The sequence below is a fragment of the Allomuricauda sp. F6463D genome, assembly GCF_023015965.1.
GTDB lineage: Bacteria > Bacteroidota > Bacteroidia > Flavobacteriales > Flavobacteriaceae > Flagellimonas.
On sequence record NZ_JALKAN010000001.1, the window covers coordinates 828,160 to 849,313 of the forward strand.

The window sequence follows — 21,154 nt, forward strand, 5'->3', positions numbered from 1 at the left end:
TATTGTTCCTAATTTGTTCGGTAATTTTCTCATGATTTAAATCTTTTTATATACTAGTATCTTGGCAAGATGGGACATTTCAAAAAAAATTATGTGGACGATCTTATCCCTGCGCTGTTTAAGTTGATGGATGCTACTTTTTAATTGACGGGGGATATTTAGATGCTAGATGCTAGATGTGAGATGTGAGATGTTAGATTTTAGACTACTGGTTGATGGTTGATGGTTGATGGTTGGAAGTTGGAAGTCAGATGTACGAAGTTAGACTACTGATTACTGCCAACTGAGTACTGCTTACTGCTTACTGCTTACTGCTTACTGCTTACTGCTTACTGCTTACTAGTTAATGTTCATTGCTGATTGTTTATTGTTTATTGTTTATTGCTAATCGTATATTGTTCCGACACGAATTGCTCCAATTACTCTAATCAACACATGTCATTTCGAACCGATCAGCGAGAGCGTGAGAAATCTTTTTTGGACGGGGATAACGAATAATGGGTTTTGACACGAATTTCACAGAATGGCTCCAATAGGACTTCCCCCTTGAACTTAACATTAGTTTTTTAGGAGATTTCTCAATCAATGCTGCGCTTTTCATATCGAAATGACGCTTTGTTTTGTTTTCCTGAGCGTTGCTGATTACTGGTTAATGGTTACTGGCAATGGTTGGTGGTTGGAAGTACGAAGTCAGATGTACGAAGTTAAACTACTGAGTACTGCCAACTGAGTACTGCCTACTGCTCGTTGGTTAATGGCTAATGGTCAATGGTCAATGGTTGGTGGTTGGTGGTTGGTGGTTGGAAGTACGAAGTCAGATGTACGAAGTTAAACTACTGAGTACTGCCTACTGAGTACTGCCTACTGCTCGTTGATTAATGATTAATGATTAATGGAAATTGCTTATTGTTTATTGTCAATTGTTTAGCGCTAATTGCATCAATACAAAAAAGCCCCCCGTTTGCACGGAAGGCTCTATAGTTTCATTTGGAATAAAACGCTTGTCTTTTAATTGCAGATTACTATACCATCAAAATCAATATCCCAATTGTGGTTATTGATCAAACTAGCATAAGCAGATAGAACTTCAGGACTACAAAGTTGAATATTCTCCGCCCCTAAAGTAATATTATCTGGAGTGTTGTCCGCAGCTTCCCATCCCACCAATGTGGCAGTGAAATTTTGTGGGGACAGTCCGGAACCATCAAACATATCTTTCATAGTGGCGACACTGTTTATATACCATGCTCCAAGATTTTGATCAAAGGAAGTGGCCTTATTGAACATCCGTGACATAACGGTAACACTGCTGACGTCCCAACTGCTGATATCCCCATTAAAAGAACTGGCAGTATTGAACATATCGTCCAGATCGGTAACATTGCTCACATCCCAACTGCTGATATCCCCATTAAAGGATTCGGCATTATAAAACATCCCTGTCATATTGATAACATTGCTCACATCCCAACTGCTGATATCTCCATTAAAAGAATTGGCACTATAGAACACTCCAGGCATATCAGTAACATTGCTCACATCCCAACTGCTGATATCCCCATTAAAGGATTCGGCCCCAAAAAACATCCCTGTCAAATCGGATACCTGGGAGAGGTCCGGCACATCTGTGGCAAGGTATTCCATGTTTACACATTCTAAAAATGCATAGTTGAAAGTTTGCCATACGATAGCGCCCCATTGATCAATGCTCTTTAAAGCAATTCTGGAAGCATTGTCCTGCATCTTAATTGACGGAAAAAAACCTTGTATGGCCACGGTATAAGTGCCCGCTGTTTCGTAAACATGTGTCGGGTCTTGTAGATCGACCAACTGTTCAATGGTACCGTCCCCCCAGTCAATGGTGAAGTCGTAATCAAAATTATCATTGGTGCCTATCTCCAATATAAAATTGTTCTCGGGCACCTCCCATGTGGTGATAAAGGATGCCGGGTCCTCGAACATACTTTCAATGACATTGGCTACTGTGATCGTTATCGTTGCATCCACGGATTCGGTGCCATCGGTCACTGTTACGGTCAGCACATGTTCTTCTGCGGTCTCAAAGTCCAGCTCCTTTCCATCGGCAAGGCTCAGTTCCCCTTCGGCATTTATCTCGAACAGGTCGTTATCGTTGGTGGTAAGGGTGTACTCCAATGTATCCCCATCCCCATCGGTGGCAGTTACCGTGCCGATTGCATCGGTATCGGATATGTCCTCCAATGCTTCAAAGGCGTAGCTCTCTTCTCCAAACACGGGGACCTCGTTTATATCGCCCACGTTTATGGTAATCGTGGCGGAGGCATCTTCCTCTCCGTCGCTCACCTTTACGGTAATTTTATGGGAAACGGCATTGCTAAAATCAAGGCTCTTCCCTGTGGCCAAACTCAAAACCCCTTCTTTGGTAATGCTGAACAGGTCACTGTCGTTGGTGATGATGCTGAATGTAAGTACATCTTCGTCGGCGTCCGCGGCCGCTACCTTGCCTATGGTTTCGGCGTCGGTGATGGTTTCATCCACTTGAAAGACCTGATCTGCCATCGTAGGTGCCTCGTTGCTCGCAACGCTTGGCCCATCGTCCTTGCCACAGGACCATAACAGGACCAGGGCCATTATTATTGTTCCTAATTTGTTCGGTAATTTTCTCATGATTTAAATCTTTTTATATACTAGTATCTTGGCAAGATGGAACATTTCAAAAAAAATTATGTGGACGATCTTATCCCTGCGCTGTTTAAGTTGATGGATGTTACTTTTTAATTGACGGGGGATATTTAGATGCTAGATGTGAGATGTTAGATGTTAGACTACTGGTTGGTGGTTGGAAGTACGAAGTCAGATGTACGAAGTTAAACTACTGATTACTGCCAACTGAGTACTGCCTACTGCTCGTTGGTTAATGGTCAATGGTCAATGGTTGGTGGTTGGAAGTACGAAGTCAGATGTACGAAGTTAAACTACTGATTACTGCCAACTGAGTACTGCTTACTGCTTACTAGTTAATGTTCATTGCTGATTGTTTATTGTTTATTGCTAATCGTATATTGTTCCGACACGAATTGCTCCAATTACTCTAATCAACACATGTCATTTCGAACCGATTAGCGAGAGCGTGAGAAATCTTTTTTGGACGGGGATAACGAATAATAGGTTTTGACACGAATTTCACAGAATGGCTCCAATAGGACTTTCCCCTTGAACTTAACATTAGTTTTTTAGGAGATTTCTCAATCAATACTGCGCTTTTCATATCGAAATGACGCTTTCTTTTATTTTCCTGAGCGTTGCTGATTACTGTCTACTGGTTAATGGTCAATGGTTGGTGGTTGATGGTTGGTGGTTGGTGGTTGGAAGTACGAAGTCAGATGTACGAAGTTAAACTACTGATTACTGCCAACTGAGTACTGCCTACTGCTCGTTGGTTAATGGTTAATGGAAATTGTTAATTGTTAATTGTTTATTGTTAATTGATTATTGTTAATTGCATCAATACAAAAAAGCCCCCCGTTTGCACGGAAGGCTCTACAGTCAAATTAAAAAGCGCTAGTCTTTAATTACAGTTTGTTGTTCCTTCATAGTTAATGCTCCAATTATAATTATTGTCCAAGCTATCGTAAGCAGGTACGCCATCCACATCACAAAGTTGGATATTATCCGCTCCTAAAGTAATATCATTTGGTGTGTTGTCCGCAGCTTCCCATCCCACCAAAGTGGCAGTGAAATTTTGCGGGCTTAGACCTGATTCGTCAAACATGAACGACATATCAGTGATGCTGCCTATATTCCATGCCCCAAGATTTTGATTGAAGGAAGTAGCTAAATTGAACATAAATGACATATCAGTTACATTGCCCACATCCCAACCACTGATATCAATATTAAAGGCTTCGGCTAAATAGAACACAAAAGAGATATTGGTAACAGTACTCACATCCCAGCTACTGATATCTCCATTAAAAGACTTGGCATTATAGAACATCCCTGATAAATCGGACACCAAGGAGAGATCGGGCTCGTCCGTGGCGTGGTATTCCATGTTTACGCACCCTGTAAATGCAAAATTAAAACTGTTCCACATAATAGCGCCCCATTGATCAATGCTCTTAAAAGCAATTTTGGAAGCATTGTCCTGCATCTTAATTGACGGAAAAAAACCTTGTATGGCCACGGTATAGGTGCCCGCTGTTTCGTAAACATGTGTCGGGTTTTGCAAGTCGGCCAATTGTTCAATGGTACCGTCCCCCCAGTTGATGGTGAAGTCGTAATCAAAATTATCATTGGTGCCTATCTCCAATTCAAAATTATTCTCGGGCACTTCCCATGTTGTGATAAAGGATGCCGGGTCCTCGAACATGTTTAATTTGATTACCGTAATGGTCACCGTTGCATCCACGGATTCGGTGCCATCCGTCACCGTTACGGTCAGCACATGCTCCTCTGCTGCCTCAAAGTCCAGCTCCTTACCATCGGCAAGGCTCAGTTCCCCTTCGGCATTTATCTGGAACTGGTCATTGTCGTTGGTGGTAAGGGAGTACTCCAATGTGTCCCCATCCCCATCGGTGGCAGTTACCGTGCCGATAACATCGGTATCGGATATGTCCTCCGATGCTTCAAAGGCATAACTCTCTTCTCCAAATACGGGGGCCATGCTTATATCGCCCACCTTTATGGTAATCGTGGCGGAGGCATCTTCCTCTCCGTCGCTCACCTTTACGGTAATTGTATGGGAAACTGCATTGCTAAAATTAAGGTTCTTCCCTGTGGCCAAGCTCAAAATTCCTTCTTTGGTAATGCTGAACAGGTCGCTGTCGTTGGTGGTGATACTGAACGTCAGTGTATCTTTGTCGGCGTCGACGGCCACTACCTTGCCTATTGTTTCGGCATCGGTGATGGTTTCAACCACTTGAAAGACCTGATCTGCCATCGTAGGTGCCTTGTTGCTCGGAACACTGGGTCCGTCATCTTTGCTACAGGACGATAGTAAAACAAATGCGAATATGACGCTAAATAGATTTCTAATCTTCATAATCAATTTTTTTAATATAATTTTAAGGAACAAGTTCTTATAATTCAAGGATTTAACAACCTGCTAATTGACCAATGAGTGATTTGAATTGATGGATGGGTGGTTTGGGTTGACGGGGAGTTTGCGGTAGGCAGGTTGCAGTTCGCAGTTCGCAGTTCGCAGTTTGAAATATGAAGTTAGATGTTGGGTGAAGGGTTATTCGTTGTTGGTTGTTGGTTGATGGTAACTGATTACCGACTACTGTTTACTGCATACTGCATACTGATTACTGCCTACTGGTTATTGTATACTGCTTACTGATTATTGATTATTGCCCCCTGACTTCTGCCTTTTAAATATGCACGGATGGGCTGTTCTTTACCTCATTGATCACAAAAGAACTTTGGGTGTTGCCAATATTGGCAATAGCGGTGAGTTTGGTGACCATAAACTCGCGATAGCTCTTCATATCTTCCACATAAATCTTTAAAATATAATCGTAGTCACCACCAACGTGAAAGCATTCGGATACCTCTTGCAATTGCAAAACTTCGCGTTCAAATTTTAAGACGTTCTCTTTGGTGTGCTGCACCAAGCGTATCTGGCAAAGTACCATAAAATCGCGCCCAACTTTTACCTTGTCCACCAAGGCCGTGTATTGGGTAATCACTCCGTTGCGCTCCAAGCGGCGAATGCGTTCATAAACCGCTGTTTTGGACAAATGCAAAGCATTGGCGTATTGTTGTGTGGTTTTTTTGCAGTCTTCTTGCAGCAACCGTATCAGTTCAATATCTATTTTATCCAGTTTCATTCCGACGTTTTTTCTAACCATAACCACTAAACTCGATTATTATGGAATAAATTCCTAATTATTAAATAAATAATGACAAATAATCCATTTTATAACATCCCTATTGATTTTAGTTCTGTGTATTCTTATTTTTATTCAAAACGGTACATTATGGATTATAAAGCATCAGAACACATTCAGGATCTTCAATATTTTGGTGAATACGGAGGTGTAAACCCTTCTATATCAGATTCATCAACCTATACTTTTATTTCAGCAAAAACCATGTTCGATACGTTTGAAGGGAACACCGAAGGTTGTTATTTGTACAGCCGGCACTCCTCCCCTTCCAACTTATATTTAGGTGAAGCCATGGCACAACTGGAGGGAACAGAATCTGCAAATGTCTATGCCAGCGGAATGGGCGGGATAACCGCGGTAATTCTTCAATTATGTGATTCCGGGGATCATATTGTCTGTAGCAGGACCATCTACGGGGGAACCTATGCCTTTCTGAAAAACTTTGTGAAAAAATTCAATATCTCCGTTTCGTTTATTGACATCACCGATCTGGAAACGGTCGAGAAATCCATCACGCCCAAAACCAAAATGGTGTATTGCGAAGCCATTAGCAATCCTTTGTTGGAAGTAGCAGACATAACCTCACTTTCCAAGATCACCAAAAAGAACAAAATGCCCTTGGTTGTGGATAACACTTTTTCGCCCTTGACCATTAATGCGGCGCAACTGGGAGCGGATATTGTGGTGCACAGCCTTACCAAATTCATCAATGGCAGTAGCGATTGTGTAGCTGGGGCCGTGTGCGGAACCACGGATTTTTGCCTAAGCCTAAAAGACGTAAACAATGGAGCGGGCATGCTCTTGGGCAGTACATTGGACAGTCTGCGAGCGGCCTCCATTTTAAAAAATATGCGCACACTGCATATTCGAATCAAGAAACACAGCGAAAATGCCCATTATTTGGCCAAGCAGTTCGAAAAAGACGGCTTAAAGGTAGTGTATCCTGGTCTGGAAAGCCATTCGGGACACCGTCTGATAAAATCCCAAATGAACCACGAATATGGGTTTGGGGGCATGCTCACCCTCGATGTTGGTTCCTTGGAAAGAGCCAATGCGCTAATGGAGCTCATGCAAAAAGAAAAACTGGGTTATTTAGCGGTAAGCCTTGGCTTTTATAAGACCCTTTTCAGTGCGCCGGGAACGTCTACCTCTTCCGAAATCCCAGAAGAAGAGCAAAAAGAGCTTGGTCTTTCCCAAGGACTTATCCGTTTTTCCATTGGTTTGGACAACGATATCCACAAAACATATATCAGCATGAGGAGTTGTATGGAGAGACTTGATATTTTGTCGCCCAGCACAAGTTTGGCCTAAAAGAGTATGTACAAGAGGGTTGCATAGCAAGGTTCAAAATCGTAATATTACCTCTTAACAAACCCATACCAAATGCCAAACAAAAAGGAAAAACCAAAATTTAGGGAAGATGAGCATATTGTAGAAAATAAGGATTTAACCATTGCCGAAGCGCTGATACCAGTATTTGCATTGGTAATTATGTTGGCCTACAATGTTTATGTTTTTGGGGATGATGCCTTAAGTGGTTCCAACCAGTTTATTTTATTGATGGGTGGTGCCGTAGCTGCTATTGTTGGTATTTTTAATAAGGTTTCCTACAAAAAAATGATTGCAGAAGTGGCCGAAAACGTTAAGTCGACCACCGGAGCTTTGCTTATTCTTTTAATGGTCGGTGCACTTTCTGGTACTTGGTTGGTAAGTGGAATTATCCCCGCTATGATCTATTACGGCCTTCAAATTTTGAATCCTACTATATTTTTGGCTGCCAGTGTAATTATTTGCGCCATTATCTCCATTGCTACGGGAAGTAGTTGGACTACAGCGGCTACCGTGGGTATTGCATTGATCGGTATTGGTGACGCCTTGGGCATCTCTTTGGGAATGACAGCTGGAGCCGTACTTTCAGGAGCTTATTTCGGCGACAAAATGTCTCCCCTGAGCGACACCACCAACTTGGCTCCTGCCATGGCAGGTGGCGACTTGTTCACCCACATACGGTATATGACCTATACCACAATTCCAACAATCATAGTGGCCTTAATTGTATTTATTATTCTAGGATTCACTATTGATACATCCGGAGTGGCAGATACAAGTTCGCTGCTAAACAATATCGGTTCAACCTTCAATATAAACGGATGGTTGTTTTTGGTGCCTTTGGTCGTGATCGGTTTAATTATCAAAAAAGCCCCTCCATTGATGGCACTATTGATCGGGACTTTGTTGGGAGGTGTTTTCGCGCTTATATTTCAACCGGATATTGTTGCCAATATTGGTGGCGGTACTGGTTTAAGTTTTGAGTCGGGGTACAAGGGAATCTTAAACGCCATAACGGTGGATACTTCCATTGCTACGGATGATCCAGCACTGAACGATCTTTTTTCCTCTGGCGGAATGGCGGGCATGCTAGGTACTATTTGGCTAATTGTTTGCGCCATGGTATTTGGTGGAATTATGGATGGTATAGGAGCGTTGGAACGTATTACAGAATCACTTTTAAAGCTGGCCAAAACAACTTTTGGGCTGTTCGCCAGTACTGTTGGGAGTTGTTTGGCTTTGAACATTACCGCTTCGGACCAGTATTTAGCCATTGTAGTCCCCGGAAAAATGTTTTCCAAAGCATATGAAGAACGTGGTCTGGCGCCAGAAAACTTGAGCCGAACATTGGAAGATTCGGGCACTGTAACCTCTGTGCTGGTACCTTGGAATACCTGCGGCGCCTATCACAGTAGTGTCTTGGGTGTTGGTGTTGGGGAATATGCCCTTTATGCAGTATTCAATTGGCTGAGCCCTATAATGACCTTGTTATTTGCTGCCTTCAGAATTAAGCTCAAACAACTCGCCACAAGCAATTCCGAATAAATTTTTATGCCTTTATTCGATGAAACCTGCTTCATTGAAAATTTAATGATTTTTGAAGTTCAAGTTTGTAATTATCGTAACAAAGGCCTTGCTTTTTTTGTGGCATAGTCACCACCTATCCAACCATAAGAAAAACTAATTTCTTAGCCAGAAAAAGCCACATATCCTTACTATTTTTGCTATACGAAATATATAAAAATCCATTATAATGACATTAGTAGGAAGAAAATTCCCCAACATTGAAGTAAACGCCATCGACGAATTAGGCGATACATTCAAAATCAACATTTTAGAGAAAGCCAAAGCAGAAAACAAGAAAGTTTTACTTTTCTGGTACCCAAAAGATTTCACTTTTGTATGTCCTACGGAGCTTTTCGCTTTTCAACAAAACTTAAGTGAATTTGAAAAGAGAAACACTATTGTTATCGGTGCTTCTTGTGATACTGCCGAAGTACATTTTGCATGGTTGAACACAGAGAAGGACAACGGTGGTATTGAAGGTGTTTCTTACCCTCTTGTTTCTGACAGTAACAGGAACTTGGCAACTGCCTTGGGCATTTTGGATATTATGAAGGAAGACTACAATGAAGAGACCGATTCTATTGTATTGGAAGGAGATAATGTAACATACAGAGCCACTTATTTGATTGATGAGGAAGGAACAGTGTTCCACGAAAGCATAAATCACATGCCATTGGGTAGAAACGTGAAGGAATTCTTGCGTTTGGTGGATGCTTACACGCACGTTCAAGAAAAAGGTGAAGTTTGTCCCGCAAACTGGGAAGAAGGGAAAGAAGCAATGAACGCGGATAGAGCGGGTGTTTCTGAATATTTGTCCAACCATGTAAACTAATTCATCATGGTGGAAGAATTAAATCAAGACAACTTAAGCCAAGTCATTGAAGAAAATGACAATGTGGTGGTGCAGTTCAGTGCATCGTGGTGCGGAAACTGCAGGATAATGAAACCAAAGTTCAAAAAGGAAGCTTCTTTGAACGAGAACATAAAATTTGTGATGGTCGATGCCGAAAAATTTCCGGAATCCAGAAAATTGGCAAACGTGGACAACCTGCCTACTTTTGCTGCTTTTTCCAATGGTTCTTTAAAAAATCAGGTGCAGACCAATAAATATGATGTTTTAAAAGACTTGATCAATGAAGTTGCCCATAATTAAACAACTGGTCAATTTTGCCGAAGAGCACGACGAGGACTATTTGCAGGAAACTGCGGATACCTTGGAAAGTATTTGTGAAGTTTCCAGTTTAAAAGACGAAGAACTGGATATGATCGGAGAGTTGATTTCCAATATCTATGGTGCCATCGAAGTGTCCAACGAAATCAATAACGGGACTCCAAAAAAAGAAGCCCTTAACGGTTTTATGTCAAGAGTGCTCGGCTCCATAGACAAGTAACAAATATTGTAAGCAAACAATAAATTAAGAACCTTCTCGTAACACACTTCGGGAAGGTTTTTTTAGTATTTTTGATTTCGAATCAAAACTATGATTATGGCAACCGTTACTTTAAAAGGAAATGAAATTCATACTCTGGGAAATCTTCCAGATAATGGATCATCCGCTCCAGATTTCACACTGGTAAAAACTGACCTTTCCACCACTACTCTTTCCAACTATAAAGGGCATAAGGTGGTTCTCAATATTTTTCCGAGTATAGATACGGGTACCTGTGCCCAATCCGTGCGCCAGTTCAATCAAGAAGCGGCAGCATTGGACAACACCAAAATATTGTGTATTTCCAAAGACCTGCCGTTCGCCCAAGCTCGCTTCTGTGGTGCCGAGGGCATAGATAAAGTTGAGACGCTCTCCGATTTTAAGAATGGAAACTTTGGAAAATCCTATAATGTGGAATTTACCGATGGTCCGCTTGAGGGATTGTTATCCCGATCTGTGGTAGTGGTGAACGAAAATGGACAAGTAGTGTATTCCGAACAAGTTTCGGAAACCGTGGACGAACCCAATTATAAAGCCGCCCTTGAAGCATTGATGGATGCCTAAGGAATCTTTTTTACAGAATAGGATAAAAAGTGTTGGATATGCCCTAAAGGGCATGTTCCTTTTACTACGGACCGAACCAAGCATAAAAATCCAGTTCGCGATCGCCTTGATGGTCACGATATTGGGATTTTATTTCAAAATTTCAAATATCGAATGGATACTCCAACTTTTCGCCATTGGGATGGTAATGGGAATTGAAGGGGTGAATACCGCCATTGAAAAAGTTTGTGACTATATGCAACCCAAATTGGATCCTAAAATTGGTTTGATAAAAGATATTTCCGCAGGAGCCGTTATGATAGTATCGGTCATTGCTAGCATAATTGGCTTAATTATCTATGTGCCCAAAATCCTATAGCAAAATCCAAGACCGCGTGTAGCAACGTAAATTTGTAACTTAGCCCCGCTTAAAAATTATTGATGGCCAAAAAAAGAACAAAATCAAAATCAAAAAGAACTGCCACTGCCCCAAAAAAGGTGTCTTTTAAGCTTTCTAAGCAGAATAAGATTATTATTGGCAGTCTTTTGATAGTTCTCAGCATTGCGCTTTTCTTCTCCTTCACGTCTTTTTATTTCACATGGCAGGAAGATCAGAGCATGCTTACCCAATTTGCAGACCGTAACTCCGAAGCTAGTAACTTGCTGAATAAGTTTGGGGCGAGTGTGAGCCATTTTTTTATGTACCAAGGGTTTGGCTTGGCTTCCTTTGTTTTTCCATTTCTATTGGCTGTTACTGGGCTATATCTTTTTTTGGGGCTAGATGGCAAACGACTTGCTTCCAAATGGGTATGGGGTTTGGTTGGCGCAATCTGGGGCTCCGTTGCCCTTGGCTTTTTTGCTGCCGATTTTCCACTGCTCGGTGGACTTATTGGTTATGAAATGAATGATTTTCTCCAAGATTATACCGGCAAAATAGGGGTGTTCTTGATTCTGTTATTTGTTTTGATGGTAATCTTGGTGCAATTGTTCAATTTTACACCCGAAGGTTTCGTCGATTTCTTCCGCCGTCAAAAGCAAAAAATCAAATCTGATTTTGAAGAAAAACCAGTAACCGAAACTACCGGAACCTCCCTTAAAGATGAAGATGGGAGCATTGAACTGAGTATGGAAGATATAGTTCCCGAAAAAATTGACACCTATACCCACAAAAAAGACATTCCACCTTTGGACGAAGCGGGACTTGATGTTAATATTCCAGAAGAGGAAGAATCTGATCTTGACCTAAAGGTTGAAGAAACACCCATAGAGGAAGAAACTAATGTAAAGGCTGCCAAATTGGTGAAGGATTTTGGCGAATTCGACCCCAAACTGGAATTGGGCAACTATAAATTCCCAACCTTGGATCTCTTGGATGCCCATGGTGCTTCCAAAGGAATTACCATAAACCAAGAAGAGCTTGAAGAAAATAAAAATAGAATTGTAAGTACCCTAAAAAACTACAAAATAGGGATCGCACAGATCAAAGCGACAATTGGCCCTACGGTAACACTTTACGAAATTGTTCCCGAAGCAGGAATCCGTATCTCAAAAATTAAAAACTTAGAAGATGATATTGCGCTGTCCCTTGCAGCGTTGGGCATTCGTATTATTGCTCCTATTCCAGGAAAAGGAACGGTAGGTATTGAGGTGCCGAACAAAAATGCGACTATAGTTTCCATGCGCTCCGTAATCGCATCCAACAAATTCCAACAAGCAGAAATGGAATTGCCCATCGCTTTCGGAAAAACCATCAGCAACGAAACTTTTGTGGTAGATCTTGCCAAAATGCCGCACATGCTTATGGCCGGTGCCACTGGTCAAGGTAAATCTGTTGGTTTAAATGCCGTTATCACCTCCCTACTCTACAAAAAACATCCCGCAGAGGTCAAATTTATTTTTGTTGATCCCAAAAAAGTGGAATTGACTTTATACAATAAGATAGAACGTCACTTTTTGGCCAAACTACCGGATTCCGATGAGGCCATCATCACAGATAATGCAAAGGTTATAAACACATTAAATTCTCTTTGCATTGAAATGGACAATCGCTATGAGCTGTTGAAATCGGCCATGGTTCGTAATGTGAAAGAATACAATACAAAATTTAAGGCCAGAAAATTGAATCCGAACGACGGGCACAAATTCCTACCCTATATTGTATTGGTTATTGATGAATTTGCAGACTTGATAATGACAGCGGGCAAGGAAGTGGAAACACCCATTGCCAGATTGGCACAATTGGCACGTGCCATTGGCATTCATTTAATAGTTGCTACCCAAAGACCTTCGGTAAACGTAATTACCGGTATCATAAAAGCGAACTTTCCTGCCAGGATAGCATTTAGGGTAACATCAAAAATAGATTCCAGAACTATATTGGATGCTCAGGGCGCCGACCAGTTAATCGGTCGAGGAGATATGCTTTTCACGCAAGGAAACGATGTAACAAGACTGCAATGTGCCTTTGTGGACACTCCGGAAGTAGCAAAAATCACCGATTATATTGGTTCTCAACGCGCCTACCCAGAAGCACACCTACTACCAGAGTATGTAGGGGAAGAATCTGGCACAAGTCTTGATAATGATATTGCGGACAGGGATGCCATGTTTAGGGATGCCGCAGAGGTAATTGTGACCGCCCAACAAGGTTCAGCCTCCCTGATTCAACGTAAATTAAAACTAGGATACAATAGAGCTGGTCGGATTATAGATCAACTTGAGGCCGCAGGAATAGTGGGGCCGTTTGAAGGAAGCAAAGCAAGACAAGTTTTGGTCCCCGATATGTATTCTTTGGAACAACTATTAGAAAATGAAGCAAAATAAAATCATGATCAAGAAAAGCATTCTATTACTAACATTATTTGCATTTGGAATTTCCTACGGGCAAAGCTCCGATAAAGCCAAAGCACTTTTGGACGAGGTGTACAATAAGGTTCAGAGCTATGACAACATATATATTGATTTTCAGTCCTCCCTGGAAAACACAGAGGCGGGCTTAAAACAAGAAACCAATGGTAACGTTACCTTGGATGGTGAAAAATACCTGCTCAACTATTTTGGGGCCATACAAATGTACGATGGCAACCAAGTGTACACCGTGGTTCCCGAAAACGAAGAAGTTACCATTGAAGATGTCAACGAAGACAATGATAATGTGAGCCCATCCAAAATGTTGACCTTTTACAAAACGGGGCATAACTACCAATGGGACATTCTTCAAAATGTGGGAGGCAGAAAAATTCAATATGTAAAGTTGATTCCAATTGACTCCAATACCGAGATCAAATCCGTGTTGTTGGGAATCGATACACAGACCAAACATATTTATAAGCTGATCCAAACAGGTCTTAATGGAACCAAAACAACCATTACCGTTAATTCTTTCAAAACCAATCAGCCCATATCGAGCACTCTTTTTACCTTTGACGAGAAAAAGTACGAGGATAAAGGGTACTATATCATAAGAAACTAGGCATTGAAAATACTTGATCAGTATATACTAAGAAGATTTTTATACAACTTCTTCAGTTCCTTTTTCATTTTGATCGTCATATTCATTTTTCAGGGAATATGGCTTTTTATAGATGATTTGGCGGGAAAAGGGCTGGGCATGGTCATTATTGGCAAGTTTATTTTTTACTTTATCCCCACACTTGTGGACAAGGTGTTGCCGCTTACCGTACTCCTATCCTCTATCCTTACCTTTGGTGCCTTTGCAGAAAATTACGAGTTTGCTGCCATGAAAGCGTCGGGTATTTCGTTACAGCGGGGTATGCGCAGCCTAATCATATTTGTACTTTTCTTAGGAGTGGTCACTTTCTTTTTTGCCAACAATGTAATTCCGAAATCCGAACAAAAAATGTTCAACCTGAGGCGAAATATAGCCAAGGTGAAACCGGCCGCCGCAATTACTGAAGGTGTCTTTAGTGATTTTGAAGGAACCGGTGAAGGAATGAATATTAAAGTGGACAAAAAACACGGGGATCAAGATCGCTTCTTGGACAACGTCATCATCCATAAAAAAACAGCTCAGAACATAAACAATACCGTAATCAAGGCCAAATCTGGTGAATTGATCAGTAGTGAGGCATCGGACATTATTCAATTGGTATTAAAAGATGGCAACTACTATGAAGATGTGATGCCCAAAGATGCCAAAGAGCGTAGAAAACAACCTTTTGCCAAATCCAATTTTGAGACGTATACCATTAACATAGATATTTCCGAGCTTAATGACCATGATTTGGAAGAAGACCAAAACATTACGACCAACAAGATGAAGAATGTTGGTAGGCTCATCAAGGACATCGACTCTCTTCGTGAAAACAATCTCGAAAAAGTAGAAGCATTCTCCAAAAACGTGGTCAACCGAATGGGTGCTTTTCCTTTTAAATCCCCAAGGGACAGTACACTTAAAAACCTACAACTAATTGAACCTGAAGAGTCTAATGAAAACAGGCTGGATACAATACAAACCATAGATGATTTTATAGGGAGCTTGGAAAAATGGGAACAAGTTCAGGTGATGAAAAAAGCCCAGAACGAGGTTACCAGTATCTTGAACACGGTAAAATCCAAAAAGAACGAGCTACAAAGCAGATACAAATTCTATAACAGCCATATTTTGTCGCTACATCAAAAGTATGCACTTGCATTATCGTGTATTATTTTATTCTTTGTAGGAGCACCTTTGGGAGCCATAATTAGAAAAGGTGGGCTGGGATTGCCTATGGTTGTGGCCATAATGCTATTTTTGACCTATTATTTTATTGGAGTCTTTGCAGGGAACTATGCCAAAGAGGGAAACATACACCCTGCCATCGGGGCTTGGCTACCCACATTGATTATGTTGCCCTTGGGCATATCGCTCACTAGAAGGGCCACCGCAGATAAAGGATTAGTAGGATTTGGACATTTTATAGATCGTATCAAATCAATTTTTAAAAAGAAAGATAAAGACGCAGAGGAACAATGATCACCAAGGATAAAAAAGTACAACTGAACGCTATCGAGGATGCCATTGCCGATATAAGACAGGGCAAGGTAATTATTGTGGTAGATGATGAGAACAGGGAGAACGAAGGTGATTTTTTGGCCGCTGCCGAACTGATTACTCCGGAGACGGTTAATTTTATGGCCACCCATGGTCGTGGTCTTATCTGCGCACCCCTTACCGAAGGACGATGCAAAGATTTGGGACTCCACAAAATGGTAACCCATAACACCGACCCACTGGAAACAGCCTTTACGGTTTCCGTAGATTTAAGAGGGAATGGTGTAACCACTGGTATTTCTGCTGCCGACAGGGCAAAAACTGTTTTGGCGCTTACAGATAAAGCTATAAAACCCCACGAATTGGCAAGACCAGGCCATATTTTCCCATTAATTGCAAAAGAAGGTGGTGTACTTCGCCGCACAGGGCATACCGAGGCAGCCATTGACTTTGCACGATTGGCCGGACTGGAGCCTGCAGGAGTGATTGTGGAAATTATGAACGAAGATGGTTCCATGGCCCGATTGCCCCAACTCCTTAAAGTAGCTAAAAAGTTTGATCTTAAAATTGTTTCCATTGAGGATTTGATAGCCTATCGTATGGAACATGATAGTCTGATCGAGTTAAAGGAAGCTTTCACCATCAATACAAGGTTTGGGGAATTTAGATTACGTGCCTACAAACAAACCACAAACAATCAAGTCCATATTGCTTTGCTCAAAGGAAATTGGAAAAGTGGGGAACCTGTATTGACACGTATAAATTCCACTTTGGTGAACAACGATATGTTGGGCACTTTGACCAACAATCCAGATGAATCCTTACAGCGCATGTTCGACGCTTTGAACGCGGAAGAAAACAGCGCCATGATTTTTATAAGTCAAGAAAATCAATCCATGAATTTATTGGGCAGATTGGCCGAGTTTAAAAAACTACAGGCAGAAGGAATCAATAAAGCACCCAAAATTGATATGGATACGAAAGATTTTGGTATTGGCGCACAAATTCTCCATGATATCAATATCTCCAAGATTAGATTGTTGACCAATTCCGGTCAAACTAGACGCGTGGGTATGGTGGGATACGGTCTTGAGATTGTGGAGTATGTGAACTATTGATAGAAAAGCTCAAATCAAATTTCAAATTTAGGTGCAATTTGGTTATTCTGTCATTCCTGTGACGACTGGAATCCATGTTTGATGAGTTCAGCATGACGAAAAGAGATTTCTAGAAATTCGTGTCAACTATTTGCTTAGCCACTTAGAGATTTCTCATGCTTTCGCTGATTAGTTCGTAATATCATATAGCTTCATGGGGATTCATACAATTAGCACCAATACCTTTTACCCTTTTCCATTGATCCTTTGTCTGTGAACCAATCCCTTTCGATTAGGTCAGGCGTCTATTATAAAGATGATTTAATAGCTTCCACCATTTTCTTGGCACGTTCAGTAACCTCTTTTTCGGACCAACCCAATTTAATCAAGCAAGAAATGTTTCTGGATATCCATTTATCGGATTCGGAGAAATCAGCTTTATTGTAATCGGGCAATGCCTCCTTTACATCTTTTGGAAGATTTCCCAACGACTTCATATTGGTCAAATGTTCCCACTTTTTGTAATAGTGCCAATTGTTATTGTACCAATAAAAACATCCATCTACTCCTTTATCACTTAAGGCTTGGTGTGCTTTTTGGGCCAAGTTTTCCGAAGGTAGGAAGAAACTTAGAAACGAATAGTTCTCCTCTCCCCCATCTGGTACAGTTCTAAAAACGATTTCTGGAATGGCGGACAAAGCCTCCCTTAAAATGGTATAGTTTTTTTTCTGAATGACAATAAATTCATCCAAACGAGAAAGTTGTGCCACCCCTACTGCTGAATTCATCTCGGAAATACGGAAATTATACCCTAAAAATGGATGCTCCTCCGCTCCCCTATTGTTACCCATATGATCGTGCCCGTGGTCGGAATATTTATGGGCATTTTCATAATAATCTTCGTTATTGGTGATGACGGCGCCGCCTTCTCCACACGTTATGGTCTTTACATAATCAAAAGAGAAGCAACCCAAATCCCCAATACTGCCCAATGGCTTGCCCATATAAGTCCCACCAATGGCTTGACAAGCATCTTCCAACAACAATAGTCCATGTTGATCACAAATGGCTTTCAATGCTTCCAAATTGGCCATAGAGCCACACATGTGTACAGGCATCACCACTTTGGTTTTTGAGGTTATCGCGTTTACCACGGCCTCCGGTTTCAACGTCAATGTATCATCAATATCCACCAAAACGGGTACTGCACCCAATGCCAAAATGGATTCAAAACTGGCAACAAAGGTAAAAGTGGGCATTATTACTTCATCTCCTGCCCCAATACCTGCACTTGCCAAGGCAATAGTCAATGCAGCGGTTCCACTGCTCACTGCATGGGCATGATTGGTCTGCATTCTTTCTGCCAAAGCGGTTTCCAGCTCCTTGGTTTTCCAATGTCCATTTCGCATGGCATCGAACCCATAGCGCATCAGGACTCCAGAATCCATTACATCTTGCACTTCTTTTCTTTCCTTGTCCCCAAATAGTTCAAATCCAGGCATACTTGTTTTATTTTAAAAGAACCATAGTTTTATGGCCATAATAGTTACGGCAACCACTAAAAATGTTTTTATAAAGCCATCTCCTTTACTAACGGAAAATCTACTGGCAAACCATGCGCCCGAGCCATTTCCTATAGCCAGCACTAGGCCTAATTTCCAATCTACCTTATCGTTAAAGGCAAATACGGCCAATGCTGCCAGCATATATATCAAAACCACTACAACCTTGGTCGCATTGGACCTTACCAAACTCATATGATTAAAATAATGCAAAAATAGTATTGTTAAAAACCCGAGACCAGCATTGATAAAGCCACCATAAATTCCAAAAAAGAAGAAAACAACAATGGCAATCCACAGGTATTTTCCCGTTAGTCGTTCCTGTATGTCATCTACCCTCATTTTAGGTTTAAAAATAATGATGAGCACCACGGCCATCATCACTATAGCCAAAATTCTATTGAAGGTTTCATCATCAATATCCACTGCAATATATGCACCGATAATAGCCCCCAAAAAAGCAGAAATCCCCAAATAAATATTAAAAGGATAAGTACTGATTCCCTTGCTCTTAAACCCTGCGGTTGCCATAACGTTCTGAACCACAATAGCTACACGATTGGTACCATTGGCCATGGCGGGCGGCAATCCCAAAAAGATAAGTGTGGGTAAGGACAGCAGGGAACCTCCTCCTGCTACAGTGTTAATAAATCCAACTGCAAAACCTACAGCCACCAAGAGCAAATAGTGGTACCATTCTAGCATTGTGCAAAGGTATAACCAATGTTTTGAACGAACATACTCAATTTTGTGATCTTTGTAATTTGAAGGGATATTTTTTGGTATTGAACCTATAAACCAATAATAAATTAAAAAAGGTCTTTTGGGATAAAAAAAAGCTTTCTATATTTGCACCCGCTTAGGAGGAATGGCAGAGTGGTCGAATGCGGCAGTCTTGAAAACTGTTGAGGGTCACACCTCCGGGGGTTCGAATCCCTCTTCCTCCGCTGAGAGACATCATCTCAAAACAAGAAACCCTGTAAATTATTGATTTACAGGGTTTTTATTTTTTTTGATATCAAATGATATCATTTAATATCATCCTAATAGGTGCCCAATTCGGTGTCACCTGCAATCTCACCAAAAAGGGACACCTAATATCATTTAAAATATTGTTAATCAACATATTACAGGGATTATTTTTTAATATTTTTTTACTAATTTCAAGGCAAATAATGTTAAAATAGGTGTCCCTTTTATGTTATCTCTCTTATTCTACATCAAAAAGCACAAAACCGACAAAGTAGGCCGGGCAATGATATACATCAGAATCACGGTAAATGGAAAGCGTTCCGAATTCAGCACTGGCCGCAAAATTTATCCCAACACTTGGGATGCCACCAATGGAAAGGTGTTAGGGTTCTCGCAAGAAGTACGTCAACTGAATTCGCAATTAATGAAAATACGGACCGACCTGTTTCGGCATGCGGATAAATTGAAAGACAAGGGCCGACCATTGACTGCTGTGTCACTTAAAAATTCTTACCTAGGTGTGGATAAGCCCTCAAAAATGTTATTGGAAATCTTTCAAGAGCACAATGACAGGGTTGAAAAATTAGTTGGGAAAGATTTTGCTCCTGGTACAGCAGAACGTTACAAAACAGCAAAAAGTCATCTGGCCGAATATTTACAGATCGAACTTCGAAAGAAAGATATTCCTGTCGTAGATGTAGATCATTCATTTATTTCAGGTTTTGAATATTATCTAAAGACAAAAAGAAAGTGCAGCCATAACACGGCCATCAAATATGTGGTGAACTTTAAAAAAATCATAAGGATCGCTTATGCAAATGGCTGGATCAAAACAGACCCCTTTGCCAATTGGAAAGCCCGATTAAAAACTGTAGAACGAGAATTCCTGACTGATGAAGAGCTTCAACGACTAATGAATCATCCTTTTACAAATGAACGGTTAGAGCATGTAAGGGATTGTTTTGTTTTCTGTTGCTTTACCGGATTGGCCTATGCGGATGTGAAAAAATTGACACATGACGATTTTGTGATAGGGATTGACGGAGATTTATGGATCAACACCAAACGTACCAAGACAAAGACAAAAAGCAATATTCCTGTCCTACCCACTGCCTTGTTGATTCTTGAAAAATACGAGCATAGCCCCTTACTTGTAGATAAAAAGGTGCTACCCGTATTGACCAATCAAAAAATGAATGCCTATTTAAAGGAAATAGCGGATCTAAGCGGAATCAATAAACACCTGACCACTCATTTGGCCAGACATACTTTTGCGACCACCGTGACACTTTCCAATGGCGTCTCCATTGAGTCTGTAAGCAAGATGCTGGGGCACAAATCACTCCGAACTACGCAACATTATGCAAAAATATTGAACCGAAAGGTCAGTGAAGATATGCAATTGTTAAAAAAGAAATTGAGCTTTCAAGAAAAGATCAAGTCAAAAAACGCTTAAACCTTTTGCCCCTTGATATTGGCCCTTGTAGAAACATATCAGGAAGAAGAGAATCCAGAAATTTCGTTAGAGCACCGAAAATTGCTCGATCAGCGTTTGGCCGACCACATAGCTGATCCAGAAGCCGGAAAAGATTGGAAAATCCTAAAATCTGGGCTGCACAAGAAATATGGCCTTAACAAAGGGGTTTCCGGAAAAACCCCTGATGCATTATGTAAATTTCCTTATTTCACAGGGGTTAACAAGGTATGAAGCACAAATGGGAAACAAAAAATTAGTGCGGTTTTTTAAGCCGGTAATATCTTGTTCATTTTTTGACTGATAGGTCATATT

18 protein-coding genes and 1 tRNA gene are annotated in these 21,154 nt (G+C 41.0%); 14 read left to right on the forward strand and 5 right to left on the reverse strand.

Annotated elements, in window-relative coordinates; genetic code table 11:
- Positions 1 to 1,008: 1,008 nt before the first annotated feature.
- The 3 genes from MWU56_RS03560 to MWU56_RS03570 form a co-directional block, all read right to left on the reverse strand.
- On the reverse strand, positions 1,009 to 2,646 hold the full coding sequence (locus MWU56_RS03560; protein ID WP_247042339.1) for a BspA family leucine-rich repeat surface protein: 1,638 nt from the start codon (positions 2,644 to 2,646) through the stop codon (positions 1,009 to 1,011).
- Positions 2,647 to 3,547: 901 nt separating this feature from the next.
- Positions 3,548 to 5,023, reverse strand: coding sequence for a BspA family leucine-rich repeat surface protein (locus MWU56_RS03565; RefSeq protein WP_247042340.1), 1,476 nt, complete (start codon positions 5,021 to 5,023; stop codon positions 3,548 to 3,550).
- A gap of 331 nt (positions 5,024 to 5,354) precedes the next feature.
- A complete protein-coding gene (locus MWU56_RS03570) occupies positions 5,355 to 5,813 on the reverse strand; it encodes an Lrp/AsnC family transcriptional regulator (protein WP_247042342.1) in 459 nt (152 codons plus the stop codon).
- A 150-nt stretch (positions 5,814 to 5,963) separates the two neighbouring features.
- Between MWU56_RS03570 and MWU56_RS03575 the strand changes: the two genes are divergently transcribed.
- The 11 genes from MWU56_RS03575 to ribB all read left to right on the forward strand — a co-directional run bounded on the left by MWU56_RS03575 (position 5,964) and on the right by ribB (position 16,852).
- Positions 5,964 to 7,184 carry an aminotransferase class I/II-fold pyridoxal phosphate-dependent enzyme gene (locus MWU56_RS03575; RefSeq protein ID WP_247042344.1) on the forward strand — a complete coding sequence of 407 codons (1,221 nt, stop codon included), beginning with the start codon at positions 5,964 to 5,966 and terminating at the stop codon, positions 7,182 to 7,184.
- A 72-nt stretch (positions 7,185 to 7,256) separates the two neighbouring features.
- The gene (nhaC, locus tag MWU56_RS03580) at positions 7,257 to 8,747 is read left to right on the forward strand and encodes a Na+/H+ antiporter NhaC (RefSeq protein WP_247042346.1); all 1,491 of its coding nucleotides are present in this window, start codon (positions 7,257 to 7,259) and stop codon (positions 8,745 to 8,747) included.
- 208 nt (positions 8,748 to 8,955) lie between these two features.
- Positions 8,956 to 9,600 (forward strand): peroxiredoxin, encoded by a 645-nt coding sequence (locus MWU56_RS03585; RefSeq protein WP_247042348.1) that lies wholly within the window; start codon positions 8,956 to 8,958, stop codon positions 9,598 to 9,600.
- 6 nt (positions 9,601 to 9,606) lie between these two features.
- On the forward strand, positions 9,607 to 9,921 hold the full coding sequence (locus tag MWU56_RS03590; RefSeq protein ID WP_247042352.1) for a thioredoxin family protein: 315 nt from the start codon (positions 9,607 to 9,609) through the stop codon (positions 9,919 to 9,921).
- Positions 9,902 to 10,159 carry a DUF6952 family protein gene (locus MWU56_RS03595; protein WP_247042353.1) on the forward strand — a complete coding sequence of 86 codons (258 nt, stop codon included), beginning with the start codon at positions 9,902 to 9,904 and terminating at the stop codon, positions 10,157 to 10,159. The genes MWU56_RS03590 and MWU56_RS03595 overlap by 20 nt, the downstream gene beginning before the upstream one ends.
- Before the next feature lie 96 nt (positions 10,160 to 10,255).
- Positions 10,256 to 10,762 carry a thiol peroxidase gene (gene tpx / locus MWU56_RS03600; RefSeq protein ID WP_247042354.1) on the forward strand — a complete coding sequence of 169 codons (507 nt, stop codon included), beginning with the start codon at positions 10,256 to 10,258 and terminating at the stop codon, positions 10,760 to 10,762.
- Positions 10,755 to 11,120 (forward strand): diacylglycerol kinase family protein, encoded by a 366-nt coding sequence (locus tag MWU56_RS03605; protein ID WP_247042355.1) that lies wholly within the window; start codon positions 10,755 to 10,757, stop codon positions 11,118 to 11,120. The genes tpx and MWU56_RS03605 overlap by 8 nt, the downstream gene beginning before the upstream one ends.
- A gap of 62 nt (positions 11,121 to 11,182) precedes the next feature.
- Positions 11,183 to 13,564 (forward strand): DNA translocase FtsK, encoded by a 2,382-nt coding sequence (locus tag MWU56_RS03610; protein ID WP_247042357.1) that lies wholly within the window; start codon positions 11,183 to 11,185, stop codon positions 13,562 to 13,564.
- Between the two features lie 4 nt (positions 13,565 to 13,568).
- On the forward strand, positions 13,569 to 14,213 hold the full coding sequence (locus MWU56_RS03615) for a LolA family protein (protein WP_247042359.1): 645 nt from the start codon (positions 13,569 to 13,571) through the stop codon (positions 14,211 to 14,213).
- Between the two features lie 72 nt (positions 14,214 to 14,285).
- Positions 14,286 to 15,716 carry an LptF/LptG family permease gene (locus MWU56_RS03620; protein ID WP_247043695.1) on the forward strand — a complete coding sequence of 477 codons (1,431 nt, stop codon included), beginning with the start codon at positions 14,286 to 14,288 and terminating at the stop codon, positions 15,714 to 15,716.
- Positions 15,713 to 16,852, forward strand: coding sequence for a 3,4-dihydroxy-2-butanone-4-phosphate synthase (gene ribB / locus MWU56_RS03625; RefSeq protein WP_247042361.1), 1,140 nt, complete (start codon positions 15,713 to 15,715; stop codon positions 16,850 to 16,852). Before MWU56_RS03620 ends, ribB begins: the two co-directional genes overlap by 4 nt.
- Before the next feature lie 287 nt (positions 16,853 to 17,139).
- On the opposite strand, the gene MWU56_RS03630 is transcribed toward ribB, so the two are convergent.
- Complete coding sequence (locus MWU56_RS03630; protein WP_247042363.1) at positions 17,140 to 18,333, reverse strand: DegT/DnrJ/EryC1/StrS family aminotransferase; 1,194 nt, start codon at positions 18,331 to 18,333, stop codon at positions 17,140 to 17,142.
- 12 nt (positions 18,334 to 18,345) lie between these two features.
- A complete protein-coding gene (locus tag MWU56_RS03635) occupies positions 18,346 to 19,098 on the reverse strand; it encodes a sulfite exporter TauE/SafE family protein (protein ID WP_247042365.1) in 753 nt (250 codons plus the stop codon).
- Positions 19,099 to 19,255: 157 nt separating this feature from the next.
- Between MWU56_RS03635 and MWU56_RS03640 the strand changes: the two genes are divergently transcribed.
- The 3 genes from MWU56_RS03640 to MWU56_RS03650 all read left to right on the forward strand — a co-directional run bounded on the left by MWU56_RS03640 (position 19,256) and on the right by MWU56_RS03650 (position 21,073).
- Positions 19,256 to 19,340 (forward strand) — tRNA-Ser (locus tag MWU56_RS03640).
- Positions 19,341 to 19,591: 251 nt separating this feature from the next.
- The gene (locus MWU56_RS03645) at positions 19,592 to 20,821 is read left to right on the forward strand and encodes a site-specific integrase (protein WP_247042366.1); all 1,230 of its coding nucleotides are present in this window, start codon (positions 19,592 to 19,594) and stop codon (positions 20,819 to 20,821) included.
- Between the two features lie 12 nt (positions 20,822 to 20,833).
- Complete coding sequence (locus MWU56_RS03650; protein WP_247042367.1) at positions 20,834 to 21,073, forward strand: addiction module protein; 240 nt, start codon at positions 20,834 to 20,836, stop codon at positions 21,071 to 21,073.
- Positions 21,074 to 21,154 lie beyond the last annotated feature (81 nt).

Coding starts and splice junctions, on each gene's coding strand:
- MWU56_RS03560 (WP_247042339.1), bottom strand. CDS start 2,646: ATGAGAAAATTACCGAACAAATTAGGAACAATAATAATGGCCCTGGTC.
- MWU56_RS03565 (WP_247042340.1), bottom strand. CDS start 5,023: ATGAAGATTAGAAATCTATTTAGCGTCATATTCGCATTTGTTTTACTA.
- MWU56_RS03570 (WP_247042342.1), bottom strand. CDS start 5,813: ATGAAACTGGATAAAATAGATATTGAACTGATACGGTTGCTGCAAGAA.
- MWU56_RS03575 (WP_247042344.1), top strand. CDS start 5,964: ATGGATTATAAAGCATCAGAACACATTCAGGATCTTCAATATTTTGGT.
- nhaC (WP_247042346.1), top strand. CDS start 7,257: ATGCCAAACAAAAAGGAAAAACCAAAATTTAGGGAAGATGAGCATATT.
- MWU56_RS03585 (WP_247042348.1), top strand. CDS start 8,956: ATGACATTAGTAGGAAGAAAATTCCCCAACATTGAAGTAAACGCCATC.
- MWU56_RS03590 (WP_247042352.1), top strand. CDS start 9,607: ATGGTGGAAGAATTAAATCAAGACAACTTAAGCCAAGTCATTGAAGAA.
- MWU56_RS03595 (WP_247042353.1), top strand. CDS start 9,902: ATGAAGTTGCCCATAATTAAACAACTGGTCAATTTTGCCGAAGAGCAC.
- tpx (WP_247042354.1), top strand. CDS start 10,256: ATGGCAACCGTTACTTTAAAAGGAAATGAAATTCATACTCTGGGAAAT.
- MWU56_RS03605 (WP_247042355.1), top strand. CDS start 10,755: ATGCCTAAGGAATCTTTTTTACAGAATAGGATAAAAAGTGTTGGATAT.
- MWU56_RS03610 (WP_247042357.1), top strand. CDS start 11,183: ATGGCCAAAAAAAGAACAAAATCAAAATCAAAAAGAACTGCCACTGCC.
- MWU56_RS03615 (WP_247042359.1), top strand. CDS start 13,569: ATGATCAAGAAAAGCATTCTATTACTAACATTATTTGCATTTGGAATT.
- ribB (WP_247042361.1), top strand. CDS start 15,713: ATGATCACCAAGGATAAAAAAGTACAACTGAACGCTATCGAGGATGCC.
- MWU56_RS03630 (WP_247042363.1), bottom strand. CDS start 18,333: ATGCCTGGATTTGAACTATTTGGGGACAAGGAAAGAAAAGAAGTGCAA.
- MWU56_RS03635 (WP_247042365.1), bottom strand. CDS start 19,098: ATGCTAGAATGGTACCACTATTTGCTCTTGGTGGCTGTAGGTTTTGCA.
- MWU56_RS03645 (WP_247042366.1), top strand. CDS start 19,592: ATGTTATCTCTCTTATTCTACATCAAAAAGCACAAAACCGACAAAGTA.